The following is a 25,203-nucleotide window of genomic DNA, read 5'->3' as shown; positions in this document are numbered from 1 at the left end:
CCGCAGGAGGGCGCACCATGGCACGGCTGGAGCCAAGCGATGACAGGCGCGACACCGATCGCCTGATGGCCGCGCTGGTGGCGGTCGGGGCGCTCGCCTTTGCCGCCTCCCCGCTGCTTAGCCCCGGGTTCAACGGGTTCACGCCGGGACAGTTCCCGGTGCCGCAAACCGATCCGCCGGTGCAGCCCGCGGGCTATGCCTTTGCCATCTGGGGCCTGATCTACCTGTGGCTGATCGCGGGGGCGGTGTTCGGCCTCGTGCGGCGCGACGCCGATCCGGCCTGGCGCGCGATGCGCCCGCCCCTGCTGCTCAGCCTCGCGGTCGGGGCGGCATGGATCCCGGTTGCCAACCTGTCACCGGTCTGGGCGACGGCGCTGATCTGGGTGATGCTGGCCGGCGCGATCCTGGCCCTCATGCGCGCGGGGCCTTCGGACCGACCCTGGATGCGCAGCCCGGTCGCGTTCTATGCCGGGTGGCTGACGGCGGCGTCTTGCGTGGCGCTCGGGATGGTGTTGGCCGGGCAAGGCATACTGGACATGCAAATCGCGGCGCTGGCGATGATCGCGCTGGCGCTGGCCATCGCGCTTGCGGTGCTGGCGCTGCGCCCAGATGCGCCCGAATTCGCCGTCTCGGTGATCTGGGCGCTGGCGGGGATCATCGCGGCCAATGCCGCCCCCCTCAACCTTGCCGTCGTCATCCTGGCGGCAGCGGGTATCGTTTTGCTGATCTGGCAGGCCTGGCGCGGCGCCGCCCGCGATTACTAACCGCCATCAGGGCTTCATCTTGCCAAAAATACTCATTTTTCCGCGCTCGCCCGCGCCGCTCATGTCGGGGGCCTTACCCCGCGCTTGCGGTTGATCAGGACGATCCCGATCGCCACCAGTATCAGCGCGACGATCACGTTCGCCCCGATCCGCTCGCCCAGCAGGGCCCAGCCCAGCCCGACGCTCAGCACCGGTGTCAGGAACGAGAAGCTGGCAACACCCGAGGCGGGATAGATCGACATCAGGAAAAACCAGAACAGAAAGCCAAAGCTCGCCACCGCGAAGATCTGGTACAAAAGCCCGGCGAAATGCCACGGCCCCGGCGCGCGCAACAGCTCGCCAAACAGCGGCGCCGCCGCCATCAGCAGCACCGAGGAAACCGCCAATTGCCACCATAGCTGCATCTCGGGGGCGACGCGACTAATCCCCGTCAGCCGCACGCACAGCGCGATCCCCGCCCATCCGCAAGCCGCGGCAAGCGCCGCCACGTCGCCCGCGATGCTGGCCTGCCCGCCCTGCCGCTCGGCCAGGACCAGCACCACGCCCGCCATCGCCAACACAAGCCCCACAAGCCGCCGCAGCGTCAGCCGCTCGCCCGGCAGCACAAAATGCGCCGCCAGCGACAGGATCACCGGCATCGAATAAAACAGGATCGACGCCCGCGCCACCGAGGTATGATCGAGCGCCCAGAACAGGCACACGAACTCGAACGCGAACAACACGCCCAGCAACAGCCCCGCCCGGCGCGTCCCCACCCGCAGATCCAGCGCCACACCGCGCGCCCGCATCCAGATCATCAGCACCGCCAGCGCCCCGACCGAGCGCAGCGCCGCCATGAACACCGGCTGAAAGCCGCCATTGCCCAGCTTGATCACCACTTGGTTGATCGCCAGCATCCCGGCAAATCCCACCAGCGCCGCCGCACCGGCCGCGTCTATCGCATCACGTCGTTCCATGGGCGCCGTTAAAGCATCTTCAGAAAGGAGGTAACAGGGCTTTTTCAGAACGAAAACGCGCCGCATCAACCAGTTATGATACCCGGTGCCGGGGACGGTGATGGCCTGATGCTGCCGTTGAGGCCTGGCCCAATGCGCGGAATAGAGGCGCGCTTGCGCGCCGCCGCGCAGCGCCCGACCGCCCCCCTCGGGCGGGCGCTGCGCGGCTTCTCACCCAGCCCCCCAATGTCAGCAACAGGCCACTCATACCCCGCCACCGCATAACCCGCGTCACGCGTAGCCGACCCTAGCGCCGCCCCCCGCCGCCGCGTCGGAACAGGCGCGGGTTGCGGCGCACGAACTCGTCTATGATGCCCGGTAAACCACCATATTCCAGCCCCTTGAGATAGGCGAACCCCGATGCCGCCCCGATCAGGGCGCCGCCCACGTCAACCATCAAGTCGCGCATCGTGTCATCCAGGCCCGTGCGCTGCATGTCCATGCCAAAGAGGCTGTCCATCCCGTACTCGAAAATCTCCCACAGCGCCCCCATCGCCAGTGCAAAGCAAAACGAGAAGAACGCCATCGCGATCGGCGGCGCGGCATAGCGATCGCCCTGGAACATCATGAAGATCATCACGAACCCCACCAGGCCCAGCCCGATCGCGCTACCGCCATGCATCGCCACATCCCACCACCAGAACCTGTCGTAGAAATCGAACACCTCTCCCAAAAACAGGGTCGATCCGACGAACAGCACGATCGCGGTGATGAACGACGGCGGGATCACGATCTCGGCCCACCGGGCCGCGAACACCGGCGCCAACGACAGCGTCAGCGTCGCCAGCGCCACCGCCGCCAGCGGCCAGTTGCCTTGGATCAACGCATCCAGCACCGACAGGCCCAAGGCGCCCCATATCAGCTTGGCCAACAATGTCTGATCGGCAAACACGCGTGACATTCCCCCCGGATCGGTGCAGGTATTCCATGATGAAGCCAGCCACACTGAGAATTGCAACCTATAACCTGCAAAAATGCGTCGGGCTGGACCTGCGGCGCAGGCCCGACCGCTCGCTCGAGGTGATCGAGGCCCTCGGCGCGCAGATCGTCGTGTTGCAGGAAGCAGACAAGCGCCTGCCGCCGCGCCCCGCCGCCCTGCCCGCCTTCATGGTCGAGGATGCGGGCTGGCGCGTGGTGCCGGTGGGCGGGCCGGGTGGATCGCTCGGATGGCACGGCAATGCCATGCTCTTGCGTCCCGGCATCGGGGTCGAGGCCACCGACGGTATCGAACTGCCCGGGTTCGAGCCACGCGGCGCGATCCGCGCCGATCTTGATACGCCGCTGGGGCCGCTGCGGGTGATCGGGCTGCACCTGGGCCTCAGGCGGCGCGACCGCCTGCGCCAGATCGCCGCGATCGAGCGGGCCCTGCACCACCTGCCGCCCCGCCCCACCGTCCTGGCGGGCGACTTCAACGCCTGGGGGCGCGCCGCGGCGCTGGATGCCACCGCACATTCGGTGCGCTTCATCCACGGCCCTGCCAGCTACCCGGCGCCACGCCCGGTGGCCGCGCTGGACCGCTTCGCGCTCTCGCCGCAGCTGCACGCCACGCGCGTCGGCAGCACACGCGCGCAACCGGCGCGCGTGGCCTCGGATCACCTGCCGGTCTGGGCCGACCTGGAGCTAAGCGCCTAGGGTCTGAACTAGGGCGCTGAACCTGAGTCGTAGACATCTGATACAAGGTGCCGTGACGTTGAGGCATAGCGCCCTGCGCGGAATCAAGGGCGAAGCCCGCCGCGCATCGCCGGGCCGACCCCCGGCACGGCTATATGGCTGACACCTGCGCAACGCTCTGAGCGTTTTTCGGACTCGGCTGACATAAAATGCCCCACACCAACGGAAGATCGCCGCACTGCGGCCCGACGATGTCCGGCTCCTCAGCCGGCCGCCCGTCCGCGCGCTTACGCCGCCTGCGCACCCCGGCCGCGGCCACGGCCGCCGCCGCTCCGGCGCCGGCGTCCGCCGCCCGCACCGCCCGGTTTGCCACCGCCGCCACGCGGGCCGCGACCGCCGCCTTTCTTGGCCCCGGCGGGGGCGTCGATGGCCTCCCACGGGCGGCCCGAAGCGACGGGGATCGACAGTTTCATGACCTTCTGGATGTCGCGCAATTCGCCCATCTCGTCCGGCGCGCAGAACGCGATCGCGGCGCCATCCTTGCCTGCCCGTGCGGTGCGGCCGATCCGGTGAACGTAGTTTTCCGGCACATTGGGCAGATCAAAATTGTAGACGTGCTTCACGTCCGGGATATCCAGCCCCCGCGCCGCGACATCGGTCGCCACCAGAACGCGGGTCTGGCCATTGCGGAACGCCTCCAGCGCGCGCTGGCGCTGCCCCTGGCTCTTGTTGCCATGGATCGACGCGGCGGCGAACCCGGCCTTGTCGAGCTGCTTCATCAGTTTCTCGCAGCCATGCTTGGTGCGCCCGAACACCAGCGCCAGCTCATCGCGGTGCTTGTCCAGCAGCTCGATCAGGAGGCTGGTCTTTTCCGACTTGGCGATGAAATGCACCTTCTGGGTCACCTTGTCGGCCACCTTGCCCGGAGGCGACACTTCGACCCGCACGGGATCGGTCAGGTAGGCCGCCGAAATCTCGGTCATCTGCTTGGGCATGGTTGCCGAGAACAGCATCGTCTGACGCTGCTCGGGCAACAGACCCGCGATCTTGCGCAGCGCATGGATAAAGCCCAGGTCAAGCATCTGGTCGGCCTCGTCCAACACCAGGAACCGCGTGTCGGCGAGGCTCAGCGCGCGCCGGTCCAGCAGATCGATCAACCGCCCCGGCGTCGCCACCAAGATGTCGGTGCCCCGCGCCAGCCGCCCGGCCTGCGCGTTCAGGGACATGCCGCCCACCACCAGGTTCACCTTCATCGGCGTGCCTTTGACATAGGTGCCCAGGGTGTCGGAAATCTGCTTGGCCAACTCGCGCGTCGGCGCCAAGATCAGCGCATGCACCTTGCGCGCCTCGGGCTTGCCGCCCGCCGCCATCATCTGCGCAATCAGCGGCAGGCCAAAGGCGGCGGTCTTGCCGGTGCCGGTCTGCGCCAGGCCCATCACGTCGCGCCCGTCCAGCGCATGGGGAATCGCCCGCCCCTGGATCGGGGTCGGCTCGGAAATGCCCTGCTGGGCAAGGGCGGCAACAAGCTTGGCAGGCAAGCCCATCATTTCGAATTGGTTATTGGTCACTCTCGTATCCTCTCGCCCGCGCACGGGCCCTTTGCCCTGCACGCGGATCATTATCGCACAGCCCGTCGCAACAGGCCGGCATCGTGGTTAGCGCCCGGTCGCCACCTTGCGGGCCACATGCCCGTCAAAGCCGCCAAAGCGTCGATCCCCACGCGTGATCTTGGGAAAACTGCTGCACCTGCCCTGATCCGCCCGGACCTTTATCGCTCCGGGGCTTGCGTATCTGCTCACGCGGCAGAAGGGCGGTGCGTGCCTTGCACATGATGGCATTCGCATCACAAGTCAACCCACGGGTGCGAAAACGTCTGGAAATGGGCGTCGGCAGGCGTTAAAACGCCCCTCCACAGCAAGCACGAGCCGGGGGCTTCATGACCGAGACAATCATCGCCCGCTGCGAGGCAAAGGGCCTGCGCATGACCGATCAGCGCCGGACCATCGCCACCGTGCTGCACGAGGCCGACGATCACCCCGACGTCGAAGAGCTGTACGCACGCGCCTCGGCGCGCGACCCGCGCATCTCGATCGCCACGGTGTACCGCACCGTGAAACTGTTCGAAGAGGCGGGCATCCTCGACCGGCTGGAATTCGGCGACGGGCGCGCCCGCTACGAGGACGCCGAGCGCGACCACCACGACCACCTGATCGACATCAACTCGGGCGCGGTGATCGAGTTCTGCGATCCCGATATCGAGGCGCTGCAGGAACGGATCGCCGCCAAGCTGGGCTACCGGCTCAAGGGGCACCGGCTGGAGCTCTTTGGCGTGCCGCTGCGCAAGGACTGAGCGGCGCGCGGGGCTGCTGGCGCCGGCCGCCTCCGGCGGGAGTATTTTGGGCAAGATGAAGCCCCGCCAAAGGGCCCTTTCAGGGGTTTCTTCTGGCCAAAAATATCCCGGGGGAATCGCCGCAGGCGATGGGGCAGCGCCCCCTGCCCGCGCGCGGATCTGGCTCAGGCGGCGCCCTGTTGCGCCTGCTGTCGCTGCCAAAGGGTGTGATAGCGCCCGCCGCGGGCCAACAGATCGCTATGGGTGCCTTCCTCGACAATGCGGCCCTCCTCCAGGACAATGACGTGATCGGCGCCGGCCACCGTGGACAGGCGGTGCGCGATCATCAGAACCGTGCGCCCTTCGGCGGCGCGGTCGAGCGCGTCCTGGATCTCGCGCTCGGTCTCGGTATCCAGCGCGCTGGTCGCCTCATCGAGCAGCAGGATCGGCGGGTTCTTGAGCAGCGCGCGCGCGATCCCGACGCGCTGCTTCTCGCCGCCCGACAGCTTCAGCCCCCGCTCGCCCACCTGCGTGTCATAGCCCTGCGGCAGCGAGGTGATGAATTCGTGGATCTGCGCCGCGCGCGCGGCCTGGTGGACCTGCGCATCGGTGGCGCCATCACGGCCGTAGGCGATGTTGTAGCGGATCGTGTCGTTGAACAGGACCGTGTCCTGCGGCACCACGCCGATCGCGTCATGAAGGCTGTCTTGGGTCACATCGCGCAGGTCCTGCCCGTCGATGCGGATCGCGCCGCTGGCGACATCGTAGAAGCGGAACAGAAGCCGCCCGATGGTGGACTTGCCCGAGCCAGACGGCCCCACGATGGCCACGCTGCGCCCCGCGGGCACCGTCAGGTTGAGGCCGCGCAGGATCGGGCGCTCGGCCTCGTAGCCAAAGGCGACATCGTCGAATTCCACCGTGCCGCCCCGCACCTGCAACGGGCGCGCGCCCGGCTTGTCGCTGACCTCGACGGGTTGTTCGAGCAGATCAAACATCTCGCCCATATCGACCAGCGCCTGCCGGATCTCGCGGTAGACCGAGCCCAGGAAATTGAGCGGCATGGTGATCTGGATCATGTAGGCGTTGACCATCACGAAATCCCCCACCGTCAGCGTGCCCGCCTGCACGCCGGTCGCCGCCATCACCATCACCACGATCAACCCCGCCGTGATCAGGAACGATTGCCCGAAATTCAGCATCGACAGCGAATAGGCGGTCTTGAGCGCGGCATCCTGGTAGCGGCCCATCGAGGCGTCATAGCGCGCCGCCTCGCGCGCCTCGGCGCCGAAATACTTGACCGTCTCGAAGTTAAGAAGGCTGTCTATGGCCTTTTGATTGGCCTCGGTATCCTGGGTGTTCATCTCGCGGCGCAGCTTCACGCGCCATTCGGTCACCTTGAAGGTAAAGGCGACATAGATCGCGATGGTCACGCCCACCACAGCCAGGTAACTGAAATCGAACAGGAAAAACAGCATCCCGGCGACCATCAGCAATTCCAGGACCAGCGGCCCGATCGACAGCAGCAGGAAGCGCAGGAGGAACTCAACGCCCTTGACCCCGCGCTCGATCACCCGGCTCAGGCCGCCGGTGCGCCGCGTCAGGTGATAGCGCAGCGACAGGCGGTGGATATGCGTGAACGTCTCAAGCGCCAGCGCCCTGAGCGCGCGTTGCCCCACCGCCGCGAACAGCGCATCGCGCAACTGCTGGAACCCGTTGGTCATCATCCGCGCCATGCCATAGGCCACGGTCAGCCCGACCGCGCCAAGCGCCAGCATCGGCACCCCCTCCCCCGAGAGCGCATCGACCGCGTGCTTGTAGATCACCGGCGTCGTCACCGCGACCACCTTGGACGCCAGAAGCGCCAGAAGCGCCAGTACCACGCGCCGTTTGACCCACGGCTGATCGTCGGGCCAAAGGTACGGGGCAACGCGGCGGATCGTGCGCAGGCCCGAGGCCTGATCAGCGGTCAGCGACGCATCGGTCGGGGTCAGTCGGCGCATAGGGGGCTTTCTCAAGTTGAACAGTGCGAGGCACAGATAGCCCCCCGCCGCCCCGATGACCAGCCTTGCCGCCGCGTTCGCCTGTGCCGATCACTCCTGCTCTGACTCGGGCTCGGTCTCTTGCTCCGGCTCGGGCACGGTGAACACCTGCCCCGGATAGATCAGGTCGGGATGGCGGATCTTGTCGCGATTGGCGTCGAACACCCGCACGTACAAGATCCCCTCGCCGTAGTTGCGCCGCGCGATCCCCCACAGGGTATTGCCGCGCTGCACCACCACGCGGCGCACCGCCGGGGCGGCATCATCCGCGGCACCTTTGGTCGTTTTCTCCAGCACGCGCGCCAGCTTTTGCTTGTCCTCGCGCTTGAAGGGCGTCTCGACCCGCTCCATCACCTCGCCGGCCTCGTCGATCTGGTCCACCCGCAGGGTATAGACCCCGGCATCGACATTGGGCAGCGTGCTGCTCCAGTTGCCATCGGGCGCGATCCGCGAGGTGGTGATCGGCGCGTTGTCCACGTAGACCCGGACAAAGCGCTCCCCCTCGCCGCGGCCGGCGATCTGCACCTCGCCGGTGTCGGAGTAGCTGATCGTGTCAATCGAAAGCTGCGCCATCGCCTCGGGCGTCTGCGCGCCGCCGCCCGAGGGCTGCATCAGGCGCACCCCGTCGCGCGTCGTCAACAGGACCGCGGGCGCCTCGGGCGTCGTGGCGGCGGCATCGGCCTGCGCGGTCATCTCGGGCACAGGCGCGGTTTCGGGCGCGGTTTCGGGCGCGCCGTCATCGCCAGCGATCGAGACCTCCGGCGCCTGCGCCTCCCCGGCCTGCGGCGGCGTGGCGGCGGCGGGTGCGCTTTCGGCCACGTCGGGCGCGGGTGCGGACGGCTCATCCTGCGCGGGCGCCATACCGGCCGCCGCGATGTATTGCGCCGGAACCCCGGCCCCGGCGGCGGGGACCTTGGCACGGGTGGGGGTGCCATCTGCCCCGGGTGCCCGGGCGGCGTCCATTGCCGTTGCATCCTCAACTTCGGGTTTCGCGTCCTCGCCTGCATCGGCCAGTTGCCGCGCCTCTGGCTCTGGCGCTGGCTCTGGCGCTGGCTCAGGTTTTGGCGTTGTCGTGGGCGCGGCGTCTGCCTGCTGGGGCGCCTCCTCAGACGTGGCGTCTGCCTGCTCCGTACCGGACGGCCCGTCCGTCTCGGGTGCCTCAACGGCTTGGGCCGTTTCAACCTCCGGCGCCTCGGCGATCTCGGCCTTGGGGGCCGCGTCAGCCTCGGTGGGCGCATCCTGTTGCGGCGCGGTTGTCTCGGCCGGCCCCGGTTCTCCGCTCTGCGCGTCCTGTTCCCCCGCATCGGCAACCACCATGTCATCGCCGGTGGCATCGGGTGCCCGCTCCGGGCTGGGCTCGGGCGCGGGCTCGGCGCCGAAGGGCGCGACGATCACGGCATCATCGGACGGGATCCTTTCGCCGTTCAGCTCCATCACAAGGCTCAGGACACGCGGCGATTGCGACGGCTCCAGCGTCAGGATCTGGGCGAATGCCCCGTCCGCACCGATATCCAGGTCCGACACCGCCTCGTCATCCAGCAGCACCTCAAGCGTCGCACCGGGGGCGCCGCGCCCGCCAATGACCGCCGTTCCGTCCGGCGCCACGCGCACGGTGTCGAAACTGGGCGGGCGCGGGGCGCTCGCCTCGGGCTTGTCGGTGCCCTCCGGCGCGGCATCCCCAACGGAAGGTGCGCCCTTGCTCTGCTCGCGCGCCTGGGGCGGGCGCTCATCGTCTTGGGTGGCTTCGCCGTCCCCCTCGGCCGGGGCCTGTTGCGACACAGGATCTTGCGGGGCGGGATCATCGCCGAAGCCGCCAAAGGTATAGACGCCGATCGCGGCAACACCCGCCACCACGATTCCGCTGATGGTCAGGGATTGTGCCCCCGCCAGTCCTGCCTTTCCGAACATTCGCTTCCCTTCCCTCCGGCCGTTTGTTCACGGCGGTTGAGTGACCTTATCAACAGGGCTATCAGGGGTCAAAAGCACGTTTGACAACATATCGGATGACCCAATGACACATACCACACCCCGCGCTCCGACCCGTCCCTCGGTATGCGTTTATTGCGGATCGCGCGCGGGCGCAAACCCTAGCTTCGAACGCGAGGCCCAGAAGTTGGGCCGCGCCATCGCCGGGGCGGGGTGGCAATTGGTCTATGGCGCGGGCGATATCGGCCTGATGGGCGCCGTCGCCCGCAGCGCCCAGGCCGTCGGCGGCGACACCTTCGGCGTGATCCCCGTGCACCTGCTTGAGCGCGAAGTGGGCAAGCGGGACCTGTCGCGCTTCGTCGTCACCGAAACCATGCACGAGCGCAAGAAGGTGATGTTCATGAACGCGCAGGCCATCGTGGTGCTGCCCGGCGGCGCGGGCTCGCTGGACGAACTGTTCGAGGTGCTCACATGGCGGCAACTGGGCCTGCACGCCAAGCCGATCTTCCTGCTCGATACCGATGGCTACTGGCAGCCGCTGCTGGCGCTTTTGCGCCACGTCATCGACCAGGGCTTTGCCGACGAGTCGCTGATGGGCTACCTCACCCCCGTCGCCACCGCCGAGGAACTGGCCCGCGCCCTACGCGCCGCCCTTTCGGCCCGCAGCGCGGTGAATGAATAGATCGCCAGAGCGGTCCAGATCAACGCAAACGCAGCCGCGTGCCAGGTGCCGAACGGCTCGCCGAACACGATCACGGCGCAGAAGAACTGCAAGGTCGGGTTGAGGTATTGCACCAACCCGACCGTCGCCATGCGCACCCGCCGCGTGGCGTAGGAAAACAAGATCAGCGGCGTGCCCGTCAATGGCCCCGAAAACGCCAGCAGCGCGCTGTCAGACACAGACGCGCCGAACGCACCGCCGCCATCGCCGCCGGTGTGAACGATCCACAACACCAGCAGCGCGATCGGTGACAGCAGCAGAACCTCGCCCGTGACCGATACAACCGGCCCCACCGAAATGTATTTCTTTACAAGGCCATACATGCCAAAGCTAATAGATAAGATGAGCGCAATCCAAGGCGCCACACCAAGCCCATAGGTCAACAGCGCCACCGCCATCGCCGCCAACGCCACCGCCACGGCCTGCGCCCGACCCAGCTTTTCACCGAACGCCACCATGCCGATCACCACCGCCACCAGCGGGAACAGGTAATACCCCATCGACGCCTCGGTCGCCTTGCCGATCTGGATCGACATGATGAAGATGAACCAGTTGGTCGAGATCATCAGCGCCGCAAACCCGATGATCACCGCCGCGCGCACCCCGCCAAGGGCGCGGCGCAACTCCCCCAACCGGCTTTGCAGCAGCAAAACACCGGCAAAGAACAGCATCGACCACAGCGTGCGATGCGCCAGGATCTCAATCGGCGGGATATGCGCCAACATCTTGTAATAAAGCGGCGACAGTCCCCAGATGGTGCAGGCCGCCACCATCGCCGCCACGCCCTTGGCCGCCTCGTTCATCACCACACTCGCCTCAGCCTATGCACGTATAATGCATAGCTGCCGCAAAGCGGCGGGCGGTACAATGGCTATTTCACGCTCCCGCTGGCGCGCTACAGCTCCGCCAGCGCGTCCAGCACCCGGCGCTTGATCTCGGGCAGGGGATGATTGGTCAGGGTCTTGGGGATCTCCGCGCATACGCGCGCCGTCGCCGCCTCGTGCAACTGGTCGCGCAACTCGCCCAACGTCCTGGGCGGCGCGACCAGGACGATCTCTTCGAACGCCCCTTTCAACGCCTCGCGGTTCAACGTGGCCGCAATCCCGGCGGCAAACCTGTCCTTGGCCAACCGGTGCCAGTCGGGCTCCTCCATCGCCGAGAACTGCCCCGCCCCGCTGTCGGGCATGCGCCCGGGCCGGTCGGCTGTCTGCTCACCCTGACGCGGATTTTCCTGCGACTCGACGCGCACGATCTCCAACTCGGGATGCGCCGCCCCCGCGGTGTTGCGCATGAACAGCGCCTTTTCACCGTCCGCCACCAGAACCCACGCCTTCTTCTGGAGTTTGGCCATCATCCATCTCCCATCGTTTCCAATTACACGCACTCAGGAAACCACAAAACAGCCCGCCAGCAAAACGATCCAGATCAAATAACGCAATATTCCGCGCCCCGGCTTCTTCTGGCCCGAAATATCCTGGGGGGAGCCGCCCACCGGGCGGCGGGGGGCAAAGCCCCCACCACTCCCGCGCGCCCAAACAAAAAAACGCCCCGCTGGCATGCAGCGGGGCGTCCCATCCTCTCGCGGCATTCGCGCGGCGCTTACATGCGCGCAGCCACGTTTTCCCAGTTCACCAGGTTTTCCAGGAAATTCTGCAGGTAGGCCGGCCGCTTGTTGCGGAAATCGATGTAATAGGAATGCTCCCACACATCGCATCCCAGCAGTGCCGTCTGACCAAAGCAAAGCGGGTTCACCCCGTTTTCCGTCTTGGTCACCTTGAGGCTGCCATCCGTATCCTTGACCAGCCACGCCCAGCCCGAGCCGAACTGCCCGGCGCCCGCGGCGGCAAAGTCCTCCTTGAACTTGTCAACGCTGCCGAACGCCTCGGTCAGCGCCTTTTCCAGCTCACCGGGCATCCCGGTCTTGCCCGGCCCCATCATTTCCCAGAACTGGCTGTGGTTCCAGTGCTGGCTAGCGTTGTTGAAAATACCGCTCTGCGCGACGGCCGACTTGTCATAGGTGCCCTTGATGATCTCTTCGACGGGCTTGCCTTCCCATTCGGTGCCAGAAATCAGCTTGTTGCCGTTATCGACATAGGCCTTGTGGTGAATATCGTGGTGGTATTCCATTGTCTCGCGCGACATGCCCAGGTCTGCCAGGGCGTCATGCGCATAGGGAAGATCAGGAAGTTCAAAAGCCATATCAGGCCCCCCTCGTTGTTCGTGCGTTGAAATTGTCTGGTACCGGATAAGTGGTCCGCCCGCAGCGGGGCGTCAACCCCGCCCGACCACGGACCGGGCAAATAGCGGCGCGGCGCCGACGGTCGGCTCAGGCTTCGAAATACCCCACCCGGCTGCCCGGCGCCGCAGAGGTGCATAGCAAATCGAACACGTATTGCGCCACCGAGCGAAAGCAGATCACGCGCATTACGCCTGCCTGCGGCATCCAGAACGCGCCGGGCACCTGCGCCAACCGCGAGCGCCGGAAATCGCCCGGCCCGAACGCCCCCGGCGACAGGTCCACCGGCGCCAGCTTGGCCAATACCTCGCGCACCGCCGCATCCTCGCCCGTCACCGTGAACAGCGCCCGCGCGTCCGACACGTTCACCGCCAGGTGGTGCTGCCCCTGCAACGCCGCCTCAAGCGCCGCGCAGGTGTCACCCGCGCGTGCGTGCGGCCCCAGAATCAGAACCTCGTCGGGCGCCATCCACGCCACCGCCGCATCGCCCTCAGCGGTGATCGCGCGCTGGCCGGGCATGTCGCAGCCCGACGCCTCACGCACCGCCGCGCGGATCGCCTCCGCCTCCAGATCGCCGCGCAGCGTGACCATGCCCTGAAGACCGGCATCGGCCACCCGCACCAGGCCACCCTCGTATGCCGCGCCGCTCAATGCGCTTGCCGCCTCAGACATTCTGCTTCTCCCCGTCCTTGTCGAACCAGACATGATCGACGATCTTTGCCTGCACGATGCTGCCGTCCAACCGCGGGAAATCCAGCACTTCGCCCATCCGGTCGGGCCCGTGCAGGACCAGCCCCATGGCGATCCCCCGCTCCAGGGTCGGGGAGTGGTAGGTCGACGTCACCCGCCCCTGCACCACGCGCTGACCGTTGGCATTGACGCCCTCGCCCACGGCATAGGCGCCATCGGGCAGCACGCTGCCATCCACGGTCTCAAGACCCACCAGCTTCCACCGCTCGGGGTTGGTCATGTAGCTGCGCGCCTGCGCGCGCTTGCCGATGTAATCCTCTTTCTTCTTGGATATCGCCCAGTTCAGGCCAAGGTCCTGCGGGATCACCGTGCCGTCGGTCTCGTCCCCGATCATGATGAAGCCCTTCTCGGCCCGCATGATATGCAGGGCCTCGGTGCCGTAGGGGGTCACGCCAAACTCTTTGCCCGCCTCCAGCAACTTGTTCCAGAAGGCGCGACCCATGCTGGCCGGCACCGCAACTTCATAGCTCAATTCGCCGGAAAAAGATATACGAAAGATACGGCTTTCGATCCCCGCAAGCGTGCCCTCGGTCCATTGCATGAACGCCAGCGCCTCTTTCGACAGGTCCACACCGCCCAGCTTTTCCAACACCTTGCGGGAATTGGGGCCAACCACGCCGAACTGTGCGTATTGCTCGGTCACGTTGGCGACAAAGATCTGCCAATCCCACCATTCGGTTTGCAGGAACTCCTCCATATGGGCATGCACCCGCTCGGCCCCGCCGGTGGTGGTGTGGCACAGCCAGGTATCATCGGACAGGCGCGCGACCACGCCGTCATCCATCAGGAACCCGTTTTCGCTGCACATCAGGCCATAGCGGCATTTTCCCACCGCCAGGTTGGACATCATGTTGGTATACATCATGTCCATGAACCGGCCCGCATCAGGCCCCTTGACGATCAGCTTGCCCAGCGTCGAGGCGTCCAGCAGGCCAAGGCTGTCGCGGGTGGCGCGCACCTCGCGCTGCACGGCGTCCTCGTGGCTTTCGCCCGCCTTGGGAAAGCAGTAGGGCCGCCGCCAATGGCCGACCGGCTCCATGTAGGCGTTTTGCGCCTCGTGCCAGTCATGCACGGTGGTGCGGCGGATCGGCTGGAACAGCGCGCCGCGCGCCTCGCCGGCAATGGCGCCCATGGAGATCGGGGTGTAGGGCGGGCGGAACGTGGTGGTGCCGGCCTGCGGTATCGGTTGACCCAATACATTAGAAAGAACCGCCAATCCGTTGATATTGCTCAGCTTACCCTGATCCGTCGCCATCCCTAGCGTGGTATAGCGCTTGGTGTGCTCTACGCTTTCATAGCCCTCGCGCGCGGCCAGTTGCACATCCGACACCTTCACGTCGTTCTGGTAATCCAGCCACGCCTTCATCCGTAGCTTGATATTGGCGCCCTGCGGCATCAGCCACACCTGCTCAAGCGGCGCCTCGTCCCCGGCGTCGCTGGCCTTGGGCGCGCCCTTGCGGCCCGGCTTGTGGCCGGTGGCGCGCGCCGCAGTTTGCCCGGCGGTGTTGGCATCTTTCAGGATCGCATTCAGCCCGAACTCGCCGTTGGCGGCGCCGCAGGCGGCGACAAAAGGCGCGCCGTCATGGCCAGTGGGGGCGCGGCCCGCGTCGGGGCGGAACATCGCCAGCGCGTCGTCCCAGTTGAGCTTGCCGCCGCAATGCGACCACAGGTGCACCACCGGCGACCAGCCCCCCGACATCGCCACCGCGTCGCAAGGCACCTCTTCCAATACCGCGCCCTCGCCCGCCTGCGCGCAGATCGCAACGCCGGTGACGCGGGCGCGGCCCTTGACCTTGGCAATTCCCTTTCCGGTCTCCACGCGGATACCCCGCGCGCGCGCCTCATCGGCCAGCGCCCCGCCTCCGCCTGCGCGCGCATCCAGTATCAGCGGCACGTTGAGCCCGGCATCCAGCAGCACCAGCGCCGTGCGGTAAGCGTCGTCATTGTTGGTCACGACGACCGTCCGGTCGCCCGCCGACACGCCCCAGTTGACCACGTAGTCACGCAAAGCCGAGGCCAGCATCACCCCCGGCACGTCGTTGCCGGCGAATGACAGCGGCCGCTCGATCGCGCCGGTCGCGGTGATCACCTGCCCCGCGCGCACCCGCCACAGGCGATGGCGCGGCCCGTCCGCACCCGGCGCGTGATCGCTCAGCCGCTCGTAGCCCAGGACATAGCCGTGGTCATAAACCCCCGCCCCCATGCAGCGCAGCCGCAAGGTGACGTTGTCCATCGCCTCCAACTCGGCCACCGCCGCGTCGATGAACGCCTCGGCCGGTTTGCCGTCCACCTCGCCGCCATCGACGGGCGCGCGCCCGCCCCAATGCGGCGTCTGCTCCATCACCAGGACCCGCGCGCCAGACCGGCCCGCCGCCAGCGCCGCCTGCAGGCCCGCGATACCACCGCCGATCACAAGGACATCGGTGTAGGCGTGGAAATGCTCATAGGTGTCGGCATCGCGCGTCTCGGCATCCGGCGCCTTGCCAAGGCCCGCGGATTGGCGGATGAACGGCTCGTAGACATGTTTCCAGAACACGCGCGGGAACATGAACATCTTGTAATAGAACCCCGCCGGCAGGAACCGGGCAAAAGCCTGGTTGACCGCGCCGATGTCGTAATCAAGGCTTGGCCAGTGGTTCTGCGACGCGGCGCTCAGGCCCTCGAACAGCTCGGTCGTGGTGGCGCGCTGGTTCGGCTCGAACCGCGCGCCTGTGCCCAGACCCACCAGCGCGTTCGGCTCTTCCGCGCCGCTGGCGACCACGCCGCGCGGGCGGTGATACTTGAACGAGCGGCCCATCATCACCTGGTCATTGGCCAGCAGCGCCGAAGCCAGCGTATCGCCGGCACAGCCCGTCATGCGCTTGCCGTTGAAAGTGAACGACACCTGCCGGCCCTTGTCGAGAAGGCGGCCGCCTGTTGCGAGTCGTGTGCTCATGCTCGGGTCCTCGTGTTGGCTTCGAGCGGCCGGGGGGCTGTCTGCCCCCCGGACCCCCCGAGGATATTTCCTGCCAGAAGAAGCCTCATTTGGCAGGGTCTGAGAAGCCGCGCCACGTCCAGCCGGGTCGCTTGGCGGTGATCGCCTTGCGGATGGCCTTGGGTGGCTCGGTGGTTTGCGCCGGGTAGGTGCCGAACACCTCGAGCGTGGCGGTGTCGCGCGCGGCGTGGAACCACTTGCCGCAGCCCTGAACGTGGCGCCAGCGCTCAAAATGCACGCCGCGGGGGTTTTCCTTGGCGAACAGGTAGTCGTGGAAGTCCTCGTCCGAAGAACCGGGTCCGTGGCGCGTCAGGTGCGCCTCACCGCCACCGTGCAATTCGGTTTCATCGGCCATGACGCCGCAATAGGGGCAGTGGAGGATTAGCATGGCATGGCTCCCTTGATCATGGTCCCGCGCGCCGCGCCGGGGCTGCGGGCGGGGGTTGGATATTCAAACCGCATCAGTGAGCCACCCCCGCGGCGACGCTCTCATCGATGAACTTGCCTTCCTTGAAGCGCCACATCGAAAACTCGTCGGTCAGCGGCGAGTGGCCCTTGGCCATCAGCTCGGCCATGGCCCAGCCCGATCCCGGCGTCGCCTTGAACCCGCCGGTGCCCCAGCCGCCATTGATGAACACCCCCTCGACGGGCGTCTTGGACAGGATCGGCGAGCGGTCGCCGGTCATATCCACGATACCGCCCCATTGGCGCAGCATCTTGAGGCGCGAGACCATCGGGAACGTCTCGACCAATGCGCGCACGGTTTCCTCGATATGATGGAACGATCCGCGCTGCGTGTAGTTGTTGAAGCCGTCCGCGCCGCCGCCGATCACCATTTCGCCCTTGTCCGACTGGCTCATGTAGCCGTGCACCGTGTTGGCCATCACCACCACGTCCATGCAGGGCTTGATCGGCTCGGACACCAGCGCCTGCAGCGCGACGCTCTCAATCGGCAGGCGGAAGCCGGCCCTCTCGGCCATCACGCCCGAGTTTCCGGCCACCACGATGCCCAGCTTATCGCAGTCGATCGCGCCCTTGGTGGTGTCCACGCCCACCACGCGCCCGCCCTCGCGGCGCACGGCGGTCACTTCGCATTGCTGGATGATGTCCATCCCCATGTCCGAGCACGCCCGCGCGTAACCCCACGCCACCGCATCGTGGCGCGCGGTGCCGGCGCGATCCTGCCACAGCGCGCCCAGCACCGGGTAGCGCGGCCCGTCAAGGTTGATGATCGGCACCAGTTTCTTGACCTCGGCGGGTTGAATGAACCGCGTGCTTACCCCTTGCAGCGCGTTGGCCTGCGCCGTGCGCAGGTAGCCGCGCACCTCGGCCTGCGTCTGCGCCAGCATCATCACGCCGCGCGGCGAGAACATCACGTTATAGTTCAGGTCCTGGCTCATCGTCTCGTAGAGCGAGCGGGACTTCTCGTAGATCGCCGCCGACGGGTCCTGCAGGTAGTTCGAGCGGATGATCGTGGTGTTGCGGCCCGTGTTGCCGCCGCCCAGCCAGCCCTTTTCGATCACCGCCACGTTGGTGATGCCGAAATTGCGCCCCAGGTAGAACGCCGTCGCCAACCCGTGACCGCCCGCGCCGACGATGATGACGTCGTATTTCTTCTTCGGTTCGGGGCTGGACCATGCCTTGCCCCAACCGCTGTGATAGCGCGCCGCTTCGCGCGCGATGGCAAAGGCTGAATATCGTCTCATGGGGCCCCCTCGCCTCGAATCCGGTCGCAGGCAACGCTGCCCCTGCTATCTGCACCCAAGCCGCGCCGCGCCCCTGTTTTGAAACGTCACATTGGGGCGTGGTTGCGACATGTGGTGCGGGTCGCGACAGTTTGCCCTTTTGCGCGGTGGCCCGGATGGCTACATGGGGGAGGGACCAATTCGAGGAGACGCCGATGCTGTTCTGGATCATCACGGGTGCGCTGGCACTGGCTGTCGCGGCAATTCTGGCGCTGGCGCTGCTGCGCGGACGCGCGGGCGACGTGCCGCCTGCCGCCTATGACCTGAAGGTGTATCGCGATCAGCTGCGCGAGATCGACCGCGACCTGGCGCGCGGCGCCGTTGCCAAGGCCGACGCCGAACGCGCCCGCGCCGAGGTGTCGCGCCGTATCCTTGCCGCCGACGCGGCGCTGCAACAGGCCGAGACCGGACAGGATCAGCCCCGCACCGGCGGCCGCATTGCCATCGCGCTGACCGCGGTGGTGTTGCTGGGCGGCTCAGTGGGCCTTTATCAATGGCTGGGCGCGCCGGGCTATCCCGACATGGGCCTGCAAAAACGCCTCGTCGCCGCCGAAGACGCCCGCGAAAACCGCCCCTCGCAGGCCGAGGTGGAGGCCGAACAGCCCGCCCGCATGCCGCCCGAGGTGGCGCCCGAGTTTGCCGCCCTGATGGACAAGCTGCGCGAGGCCGTGGCCAACCGCCCCGACGACGCGCGAGGTCTGCAACTGCTGGTGCGCAACGAGGCGAACATGGGCAACTTCACCGCCGCCTACGAGGCGCAGGAAAAGCTGCTGGCGCTGCGCGGTGACGCGGCCACCGCCACCGAGTACGCCGATTATGCCGAATTGCTGATCATCGCGGCGCAGGGCTATGTCTCGCCCGAGGCGGAAAAGGCCCTGCTGGCGGCGCTGCGGCGCGATCCATCGAACGGCGCGGCGCGCTATTACATGGGCCTGATGGCGGCGCAGACCGGCCGCCCCGACCGCACCTTCAGCGTCTGGCGCGCGCTCTTGGAAGAGGGACCCGCCGACGCCCCCTGGATCGCGCCGATCCGCGACCAGATCGAACAGGTGGCGCAGCGCGCCGGGGTCGAATACACCGCGCCCGCCCCTGCCCCCGCGGCCGGTGCGCTCAAGGGCCCGACTGCGGAAGACATGCAAGCGGCCGGCGACATGAGCGCCGAGGACCGCCAGCAGATGATCCGCAACATGGTCGAAGGCCTGTCCGATCGCCTTGCGACCGAGGGCGGAAGCGCCGCCGAATGGGCCCGCCTGATCGGCGCCTACGGGGTGCTGGGCGAGACCGAGAAGGCGCGCAGCATCTGGGCCGAGGCGCAACAAGTCTTCGCCGAACGGCCCGAGGCGCTGGCCCAGGTCCGCAATGCCGCCGGGCGCGCCGGCGTGCTGGACTGACGGGGCCCGCGATGATCCATGACGAGATCGAGGAGTTCGCCGCCGCCCTGCCGCCCATGGGTGCCCTGATGGGGCTGGACCTGGGCGACAAGACCATAGGCCTCGCCGTTACCGATCTGGGTCGCAGCGTGGCCAGCCCCCTGGAAACCATCCGTCGGCGCAAGTTCGGCCTGGACGCCGCGCGGCTGCTGGAGCTGGCGCAGGCCCGCGGAATTGCCGGCCTGGTCCTGGGCCTGCCGCGCAACATGGACGGAAGCGAGGGCCCCCGCTGCCAATCGACACGCGCCTTTGCCCGCAACCTGTCGCGGCTGACCGACCTGCCGATCGGGTTCTGGGACGAGCGCCTGTCCACCGTCGCGGCCGAGCGCGCCCTGCTCGAGGCGGATACGACACGAAAGCGTCGCGCCGAGGTGATCGACCACGTCGCCGCGTCCTATATCCTTCAAGGAGTGCTGGACCGCCTCCGCTACATGAAGGGCGCATGATGAGCGACGAGATCTGGAAACGCGACGAGGTCGAAAGCCCCTGCATCAAGGTCTGCGTGATCCATCCGCAGACGCGGCTATGCACCGGCTGCCTGCGCAGCATCGACGAGATCGCGCGCTGGTCCGCGATGCCACCACATGAGCGCCGCGCCGTCATGGCCGAACTGCCCGGCCGCGCCCCCCTTCTGCGCAAGCGCCGCGGCGGCCGCGCCGCCCGCCTCAAGCGCCAGGACTGAGCGCCATTGCCGCCGCCGCGCGCCCGCCTGCTATTCAGCCCTTGAGCATCGCGTGCCCCGGGGGGCATAGTGGGCCGCGCGCAACACGGACGCCCCCGGGGCGGCAAGAAGAGGGCAGAACCGCGAATGACTGATACCCCGACCACGGCGCTGGACCGCAACGAGGTGCTGGCCAGCGCCGCGCGCGTACTGCGCACCGAGGCAAGCGCGCTTATGGCGATGGCCGATGACCCGCCCACCGGCCTTGTCCGCGCGATCGCGCTGATCCTGGCGTCGGAGGGGCGCGTGGTGGTGTCTGGCATGGGAAAATCCGGCCATGTCGCGCGCAAGATCGCGGCGACGCTTGCCTCGACCGGCACGCCGGCGCTGTTCCTGCATCCGGGCGAGGCCAGCCATGGCGATCTGGGCATGGTCACCGGCGCAGATGTTTGCCTGCTGCTGTCGAACTCGGGCGAGACGCGCGAGTTGTTCGACCTGATGCAATACACGCGGCGCTTTGGTATCCCACTGATTTCGCTTACGAAAAACCCCCAAAGCACCCTGGGCCGGCAATCCGAGGTGTCGCTGATCCTGCCCGACCTGCCCGAGGCCTGCACCATCGGCATGGCGCCCACCACCTCGACCACGGCGGCGCTGGCGCTCGGCGATGCGATCGCCGTGGCGCTGATGGCGCAGCGCGGTTTCGCAGCGGATGCGTTCCACGTCTTTCACCCCGGCGGCAAGCTGGGCGCGCAGTTCATGCGCGTGGGCGACGTGATGCATGGCGGCGACAGCCTGCCGATCGTTACCGCCGACACCCCGATGGGCGACACCCTGGTCGAGATGAGCGCCAAGGGCTTCGGCATCGTCGCGGTGACCGACGGTGGCGCGCTGATCGGTGTCATCACCGATGGCGATTTGCGGCGCAACCTGACCGGGTTGCTGGATCTGTCCGCCGGACAGGTAGCCACCCGCAACCCGCGTGTCGCAAAGCCCGAGATGTTGATTTCCGAGGCGCTGCACATCATGAACACCAACAAGATCGGCGCGCTGCTGGTCGTCGATGACGATAATCAATTGTGCGGCGTGTTGCACATCCACGATTGCCTGCGTGTCGGCGTCGCCTGACCCGTGCCCGCTTGCGGCCCAAGAATGGAACCCTGCCCGATGCCCCACACCGTCGCCGTCACCGAGACCACCCGCATTTCCAATGCGCTGCCCTTCGCGCTGATCTCGGGGCCGTGCCAGATGGAAACGCTCGATCACGCGCGCCGGATCGCGGGCGCGCTGGCAGAGACGTGCGAGCGGCTGTCGATCCCGTTCATCTTCAAGGCCAGCTACGACAAGGCCAACCGCTCGTCGCTTTCGGGCGAGCGCGGGATCGGGATCGAGCGGGGCCTGGACCACCTGCACCGCATCCGCGACGAGTTTGGCTGCCCCGTCCTGACCGATGTCCACGAGGCCGGCCAATGCGCCCGCGCGGCGCAGGTCTGCGACGTGCTGCAAATCCCCGCCTTCCTCAGCCGCCAAACCGATCTGCTGCTGGCGGCGGGCGAGACGGGCCGCGCCATCAACGTCAAGAAGGGGCAGTTCCTTGCCCCTTGGGACATGGCCAATGTCGCATCTAAACTCGCCTCGACCGGCAACCAATCGATCATGCTGTGCGAACGCGGCGCAAGCTTTGGATACAACATGCTGGTGTCGGACATGCGCGCGCTGCCGATCATGGCCGAAACCGGCTACCCGGTGATCTTTGACGCCACCCATTCGGTACAACTGCCCGGTGGGCAGGGCACCGCATCGGGCGGGCAGCGGCAATTCGTGGCGCCGCTGGCGCGCGCGGCGTTGGCGGTTGGCTGCGCGGGGCTGTTCATCGAAACCCACGATGACCCCGATACCGCCCCATCCGACGGGCCGAACATGGTGCCGTTGGCCGACATGCCCGCGCTGCTGACCCGGCTGCGCGCGCTTGACGATCTGACCAAGCAGGCCGAGCAGGAAGAGCAAGCGCAAGGCTGACCGCCCTGCCCCGCGCGGCCAGCCTCGCCCCCGTCGCATCGCCCTATGGGCAAGCCCCAACATCATGCCTCCATCCGCCTGCGCCCAGTTCCATGATTCGGGCGGCCTGCAGATGGTGATAGCGCGGCGCGGGTTGCCGGGCGGTTAACGGCGCTGCGAAACCGTACGAACCGTGCGGTTCAGGCGCGCAACCGTCCGTTTCGGCGCAAGCGCCAATCGTTAACTACCAGCCCAGAGCCTTGCGCAACATGTTCAAAGCGACCAATGTCAGGAACACCGCGAACACCCGTTTGAGTGGCTTCGGGTCCATCGCATGCGCCAGACGAACGCCCCACGGCGCGGTGATCAGCGTCATCGCGATGGTCACGCCAAACGCCACCAGGTTGACCGCCCCCACGGTGAAAGGCGGCCGGAACGCCGGGTCTATTTCAAGCAGCAAAAAGCCCGCGACGGACGGCACCGCGATCAACACGCCAAACCCCGCCGCCGTCGCCACGGCGCGGTGAATCGGCGTGTTGTAAAGGCTCATCAAGGGCACGCCGAAACTGCCCCCGCCGATCCCCATCAGCACCGACATGAAGCCCATCAAGGGCGACAAAATCACCCGTCGCAGGCCCCCGGGCATGGCTTGGCCAAGGCGCCAATGACTGCGGCCAAGCCCAAGATACGCCCCGATGACAAGGCCCAGCACACCAAATATGCCCTGCAACGTGACCGACCGCAGCGATGCCGCCACCAGCACGCCCATCACGGCCCCCACCGCGATCCCCGGCGCCCAGCCCCGCAGGATGGCCCAATCCACCGCCCCCTTGCGATTATGGCTCAACACCGATCTGACGGATGTCACGATGATCGTGGCCAGCGACGTGGCCAAACATATCTGCATCAGTTGCGGGCCGTCATATCCCAGCGTCTTGAACGCGTAGAAGAACGCCGGCACCAGCACGATCCCCCCGCCCACGCCCAGCAACCCGGCCAGCACCCCGGCAAAGCCGCCGATCACCATCAGCATCGCCAGCATCTGCAACAGCAACGTCGTCTCGGGCATCGGTATGGTGGTCATGCGGCGCGGCTCCCGTGGTTGTGTATGGTCGCGCGCAGCCTTACACCGCCGTCGCCCCGGGGGCCAGTTCGATCTGCTCCAACCCCTGTTCCAACAGCTCGGGCCCGGCATCCGGCCGATGCGCCCCTTCGGACAGGATCCGCCGCCACGCCCGCGCGCCGGGACGCCCCGCGAACAGGCCCAGCATGTGCCGCGTGACCTGGTGCAGACGCCCGCCGGCAGCGATATGGGCGTTGATATACGGGATCATCGCGCGCGCGACCTCGACCGGGTCACTATCACTGGCGGCACCGAAAATCACCCTGTCCGCCGCGCACAGTATCTCGGCGGGGTGGTGATACGCCGCGCGCCCCACCATGACCCCATCAAGCCCCGCGTCCAGAAAACCGCGTGCCTGGTCAAGCGATGTGATGCCGCCGTTGATCGAGATGTGCAGCCCCGGGAAAAGCGCCTTCATCCGCAGGACCAGATCATGATCCAGGGGTGGCACATCGCGGTTTTCCTTGGGGCTAAGCCCTTGCAACCACGCCTTGCGCGCATGGATGATGACGCGGCCACAGCCCGCTGCGGCAACACGCGACAGGAACTCCGGCAGCACATGTGCGGGGTCCTGATCATCAACACCGATCCGGCACTTGACGGTCACCTCCACATCGGAGGCCTCGATCATCGCCGCGACGCATTCGCTCACCAGGGCGGAATCCTTCATCAGCACCGCCCCGAACGTGCCGGATTGAACCCGGTCAGACGGGCAACCACAGTTGAGGTTGATCTCGTCATACCCGGCATCCGCCCCCAACCGGGCCGCCTGCGCCAACTCTTGCGGGTCCGAGCCACCAAGCTGCAGGGCGACGGGGTGTTCCGCCGGATCGAACTCCAACAGATGCATCGCACCGCCGCGCACCAAGGCAGGCGCGGTCACCATCTCGGTGTAAAGCAGACTTTGGCGCGACAACAGGCGATGGAAGTACCGGCAATGCCTGTCGGTCCAATCCATCATGGGTGCAATGGAGAGTCGAGAGGCCCTTGGTATATCGTGTACCTTCTTTTTTTCAGACACTTGCAATCCCCTCAGCTCTGCCTTGTTCCCGATCGTTCTGTACCGGGAACGCCGCTTTCGACACTGGATCTGGTAGTTCGTACCAAATAGGAATCCCATGTCCCGATGTAGGACGCAACCATTGGCGCGATTACCGCGCGCAAACGCAAGGATGACAGCGCCGGTCAAATGGCGCGGCGAACACCCGCAGATCCGGCCAGCGCGCAAACGCGCGCTGGTTTTCGGGGCATCACACCCTTTGCCGGGCCACTCGATGCGGTCACTTCACCCGGATGATGTTTCGGGCCAGGACCTTCTGCCCCGAGACATCGAGAAACCTCAACTCGTAGGCGCCAGGCTCATCCGGCATGGTGATCTTGACCGGCGATTTGCCTTCGACCTTGATTGCCGAAACCCAGGTAAAGATCGCCTGGTTGGCGTGCGCCAGCGTAATGCGTTGATCGGCGCTCTCCTGGCTCGTGCTCCAGCTCACTTCGATCGTTTCGCCGGCGGCGGCGCTCTCGGGCGCCTTGAGCGTGGCACCGCTTTGCAGGGCGGCATCCTCGGCCAGAACCTCGACCGGCTGACGGGCCAGTGTGCGATGGCCCTCGTCCAGCACGTAGCGCACCTCGTAGAGGCCGGACTGCTTGGGCGCGGTCAACGCGTCCTCGCTCTTGCCACGCACGCGGAAATGGGTCTTTCGCGTGCCCTCGTCCGCGCCCATGGGCACGATGGTGATGTAGTCGCTGCCCGACACCGTGCCGGTCCATGTGATGCTCAGGGAATCCCCAGCCCGGATCTTCTCGGGCGCGGTCAGGGTCACCTCGGGTTCCGTCACTTCGATGGGCTGCGACGCCAGCGTGCGGTGACCCTCATCGAGCACGTAGCGCACCTCGTAAAG

General features: G+C 66.8%; 24 protein-coding genes. 9 read left to right on the top strand and 15 right to left on the bottom strand.

What is annotated here, in order from left to right:
• Positions 1-17 precede the first annotated feature (17 nt).
• Positions 18-764 (top strand): tryptophan-rich sensory protein, encoded by a 747-nt coding sequence (locus tag G568_RS0109220; protein WP_051202900.1) that lies wholly within the window; start codon positions 18-20, stop codon positions 762-764.
• 59 nt (positions 765-823) lie between these two features.
• On the opposite strand, the gene G568_RS0109215 is transcribed toward G568_RS0109220, so the two are convergent.
• Both G568_RS0109215 and G568_RS0109210 read right to left on the bottom strand, forming a co-directional pair.
• Positions 824-1,720 carry a DMT family transporter gene (locus G568_RS0109215; protein WP_026757750.1) on the bottom strand — a complete coding sequence of 299 codons (897 nt, stop codon included), beginning with the start codon at positions 1,718-1,720 and terminating at the stop codon, positions 824-826.
• Positions 1,721-2,006: 286 nt separating this feature from the next.
• The gene (locus tag G568_RS0109210; protein ID WP_026757749.1) at positions 2,007-2,660 is read right to left on the bottom strand and encodes a DUF2238 domain-containing protein; all 654 of its coding nucleotides are present in this window, start codon (positions 2,658-2,660) and stop codon (positions 2,007-2,009) included.
• Between the two features lie 29 nt (positions 2,661-2,689).
• Here G568_RS0109210 and G568_RS0109205 point away from each other — a divergent pair, with 29 nt between their 5' ends.
• Positions 2,690-3,391: an endonuclease/exonuclease/phosphatase family protein gene (locus G568_RS0109205; RefSeq protein ID WP_026757748.1), complete on the top strand. Its 702-nt coding sequence runs from the start codon at positions 2,690-2,692 to the stop codon at positions 3,389-3,391.
• A 266-nt stretch (positions 3,392-3,657) separates the two neighbouring features.
• Here the strand turns inward: G568_RS0109205 and G568_RS18620 are convergent, their stop codons facing one another.
• Positions 3,658-4,917: a DEAD/DEAH box helicase gene (locus G568_RS18620; protein ID WP_037373968.1), complete on the bottom strand. Its 1,260-nt coding sequence runs from the start codon at positions 4,915-4,917 to the stop codon at positions 3,658-3,660.
• Between the two features lie 389 nt (positions 4,918-5,306).
• Between G568_RS18620 and G568_RS0109195 the strand changes: the two genes are divergently transcribed.
• Complete coding sequence (locus G568_RS0109195; protein ID WP_026757747.1) at positions 5,307-5,720, top strand: Fur family transcriptional regulator; 414 nt, start codon at positions 5,307-5,309, stop codon at positions 5,718-5,720.
• A 164-nt stretch (positions 5,721-5,884) separates the two neighbouring features.
• On the opposite strand, the gene G568_RS0109190 is transcribed toward G568_RS0109195, so the two are convergent.
• Both G568_RS0109190 and G568_RS18615 read right to left on the bottom strand, forming a co-directional pair.
• Entirely contained in the window at positions 5,885-7,699 is a 1,815-nt protein-coding gene (locus G568_RS0109190; RefSeq protein WP_026757746.1) for an ABCB family ABC transporter ATP-binding protein/permease, read from the bottom strand.
• A 90-nt stretch (positions 7,700-7,789) separates the two neighbouring features.
• Entirely contained in the window at positions 7,790-9,646 is a 1,857-nt protein-coding gene (locus tag G568_RS18615; RefSeq protein WP_037373956.1) for a LysM peptidoglycan-binding domain-containing protein, read from the bottom strand.
• A 103-nt stretch (positions 9,647-9,749) separates the two neighbouring features.
• On the opposite strand from G568_RS18615, the gene G568_RS0109180 reads away from it, so the two are divergent.
• Positions 9,750-10,346 (top strand): LOG family protein, encoded by a 597-nt coding sequence (locus G568_RS0109180; protein WP_026757745.1) that lies wholly within the window; start codon positions 9,750-9,752, stop codon positions 10,344-10,346.
• On the opposite strand, the gene rarD is transcribed toward G568_RS0109180, so the two are convergent.
• The 7 genes from rarD to G568_RS0109145 all read right to left on the bottom strand — a co-directional run bounded on the left by rarD (position 10,262) and on the right by G568_RS0109145 (position 18,051).
• A complete protein-coding gene (rarD, locus tag G568_RS0109175) occupies positions 10,262-11,188 on the bottom strand; it encodes an EamA family transporter RarD (RefSeq protein WP_026757744.1) in 927 nt (308 codons plus the stop codon). The two genes, G568_RS0109180 and rarD, sit on opposite strands and share 85 nt — an antisense overlap.
• Before the next feature lie 92 nt (positions 11,189-11,280).
• Positions 11,281-11,739, bottom strand: a complete 459-nt coding sequence (locus G568_RS0109170; RefSeq protein WP_310701859.1) for a host attachment family protein — start codon at positions 11,737-11,739, stop codon at positions 11,281-11,283.
• A gap of 245 nt (positions 11,740-11,984) precedes the next feature.
• Complete coding sequence (locus tag G568_RS0109165; RefSeq protein ID WP_026757742.1) at positions 11,985-12,584, bottom strand: superoxide dismutase; 600 nt, start codon at positions 12,582-12,584, stop codon at positions 11,985-11,987.
• A gap of 127 nt (positions 12,585-12,711) precedes the next feature.
• A complete protein-coding gene (locus G568_RS0109160) occupies positions 12,712-13,293 on the bottom strand; it encodes a sarcosine oxidase subunit gamma (protein WP_026757741.1) in 582 nt (193 codons plus the stop codon).
• Positions 13,286-16,306, bottom strand: a complete 3,021-nt coding sequence (locus G568_RS0109155) for a sarcosine oxidase subunit alpha family protein (protein ID WP_026757740.1) — start codon at positions 16,304-16,306, stop codon at positions 13,286-13,288. The genes G568_RS0109160 and G568_RS0109155 overlap by 8 nt, the downstream gene beginning before the upstream one ends.
• An 85-nt stretch (positions 16,307-16,391) precedes the next feature.
• Positions 16,392-16,733: a sarcosine oxidase subunit delta gene (locus tag G568_RS0109150; protein ID WP_026757739.1), complete on the bottom strand. Its 342-nt coding sequence runs from the start codon at positions 16,731-16,733 to the stop codon at positions 16,392-16,394.
• Positions 16,734-16,806: 73 nt separating this feature from the next.
• Positions 16,807-18,051, bottom strand: coding sequence for a sarcosine oxidase subunit beta family protein (locus G568_RS0109145; RefSeq protein ID WP_026757738.1), 1,245 nt, complete (start codon positions 18,049-18,051; stop codon positions 16,807-16,809).
• Positions 18,052-18,245: 194 nt separating this feature from the next.
• Between G568_RS0109145 and ccmI the strand changes: the two genes are divergently transcribed.
• The 5 genes from ccmI to kdsA all read left to right on the top strand — a co-directional run bounded on the left by ccmI (position 18,246) and on the right by kdsA (position 22,200).
• The gene (gene ccmI, locus G568_RS0109140; RefSeq protein ID WP_026757737.1) at positions 18,246-19,481 is read left to right on the top strand and encodes a c-type cytochrome biogenesis protein CcmI; all 1,236 of its coding nucleotides are present in this window, start codon (positions 18,246-18,248) and stop codon (positions 19,479-19,481) included.
• Positions 19,482-19,492: 11 nt separating this feature from the next.
• Positions 19,493-19,966 (top strand): Holliday junction resolvase RuvX, encoded by a 474-nt coding sequence (gene ruvX / locus G568_RS0109135; RefSeq protein WP_026757736.1) that lies wholly within the window; start codon positions 19,493-19,495, stop codon positions 19,964-19,966.
• Positions 19,966-20,202, top strand: a complete 237-nt coding sequence (locus G568_RS0109130; RefSeq protein WP_026757735.1) for a DUF1289 domain-containing protein — start codon at positions 19,966-19,968, stop codon at positions 20,200-20,202. Before ruvX ends, G568_RS0109130 begins: the two co-directional genes overlap by 1 nt.
• 126 nt (positions 20,203-20,328) lie before the next feature.
• The gene (locus G568_RS0109125; protein WP_051202896.1) at positions 20,329-21,309 is read left to right on the top strand and encodes a KpsF/GutQ family sugar-phosphate isomerase; all 981 of its coding nucleotides are present in this window, start codon (positions 20,329-20,331) and stop codon (positions 21,307-21,309) included.
• A gap of 39 nt (positions 21,310-21,348) precedes the next feature.
• Positions 21,349-22,200 (top strand): 3-deoxy-8-phosphooctulonate synthase, encoded by an 852-nt coding sequence (kdsA, locus tag G568_RS0109120; RefSeq protein WP_037373953.1) that lies wholly within the window; start codon positions 21,349-21,351, stop codon positions 22,198-22,200.
• Between the two features lie 223 nt (positions 22,201-22,423).
• Here kdsA and G568_RS0109115 read toward each other — a convergent pair whose 3' ends face one another.
• The 3 genes from G568_RS0109115 to G568_RS20505 form a co-directional block, all read right to left on the bottom strand.
• Positions 22,424-23,248 carry a sulfite exporter TauE/SafE family protein gene (locus G568_RS0109115; RefSeq protein WP_026757732.1) on the bottom strand — a complete coding sequence of 275 codons (825 nt, stop codon included), beginning with the start codon at positions 23,246-23,248 and terminating at the stop codon, positions 22,424-22,426.
• 55 nt (positions 23,249-23,303) lie between these two features.
• Positions 23,304-24,323 carry a tRNA dihydrouridine(20/20a) synthase DusA gene (gene dusA, locus G568_RS0109110; protein ID WP_281168998.1) on the bottom strand — a complete coding sequence of 340 codons (1,020 nt, stop codon included), beginning with the start codon at positions 24,321-24,323 and terminating at the stop codon, positions 23,304-23,306.
• A 259-nt stretch (positions 24,324-24,582) separates the two neighbouring features.
• Positions 24,583-25,203, bottom strand: a 621-nt coding sequence (locus G568_RS20505) for a hypothetical protein (protein ID WP_026757730.1), incomplete at its 5' end; no start/stop codon positions are given.

It is taken from the genome of Sediminimonas qiaohouensis DSM 21189, assembly GCF_000423645.1.
Classification (GTDB): Bacteria; Pseudomonadota; Alphaproteobacteria; order Rhodobacterales; family Rhodobacteraceae; genus Sediminimonas; species Sediminimonas qiaohouensis.
The sequence above is the reverse complement of the archived record's forward strand: the minus strand, read 5'-3'. Positions and strand labels throughout refer to the sequence as shown.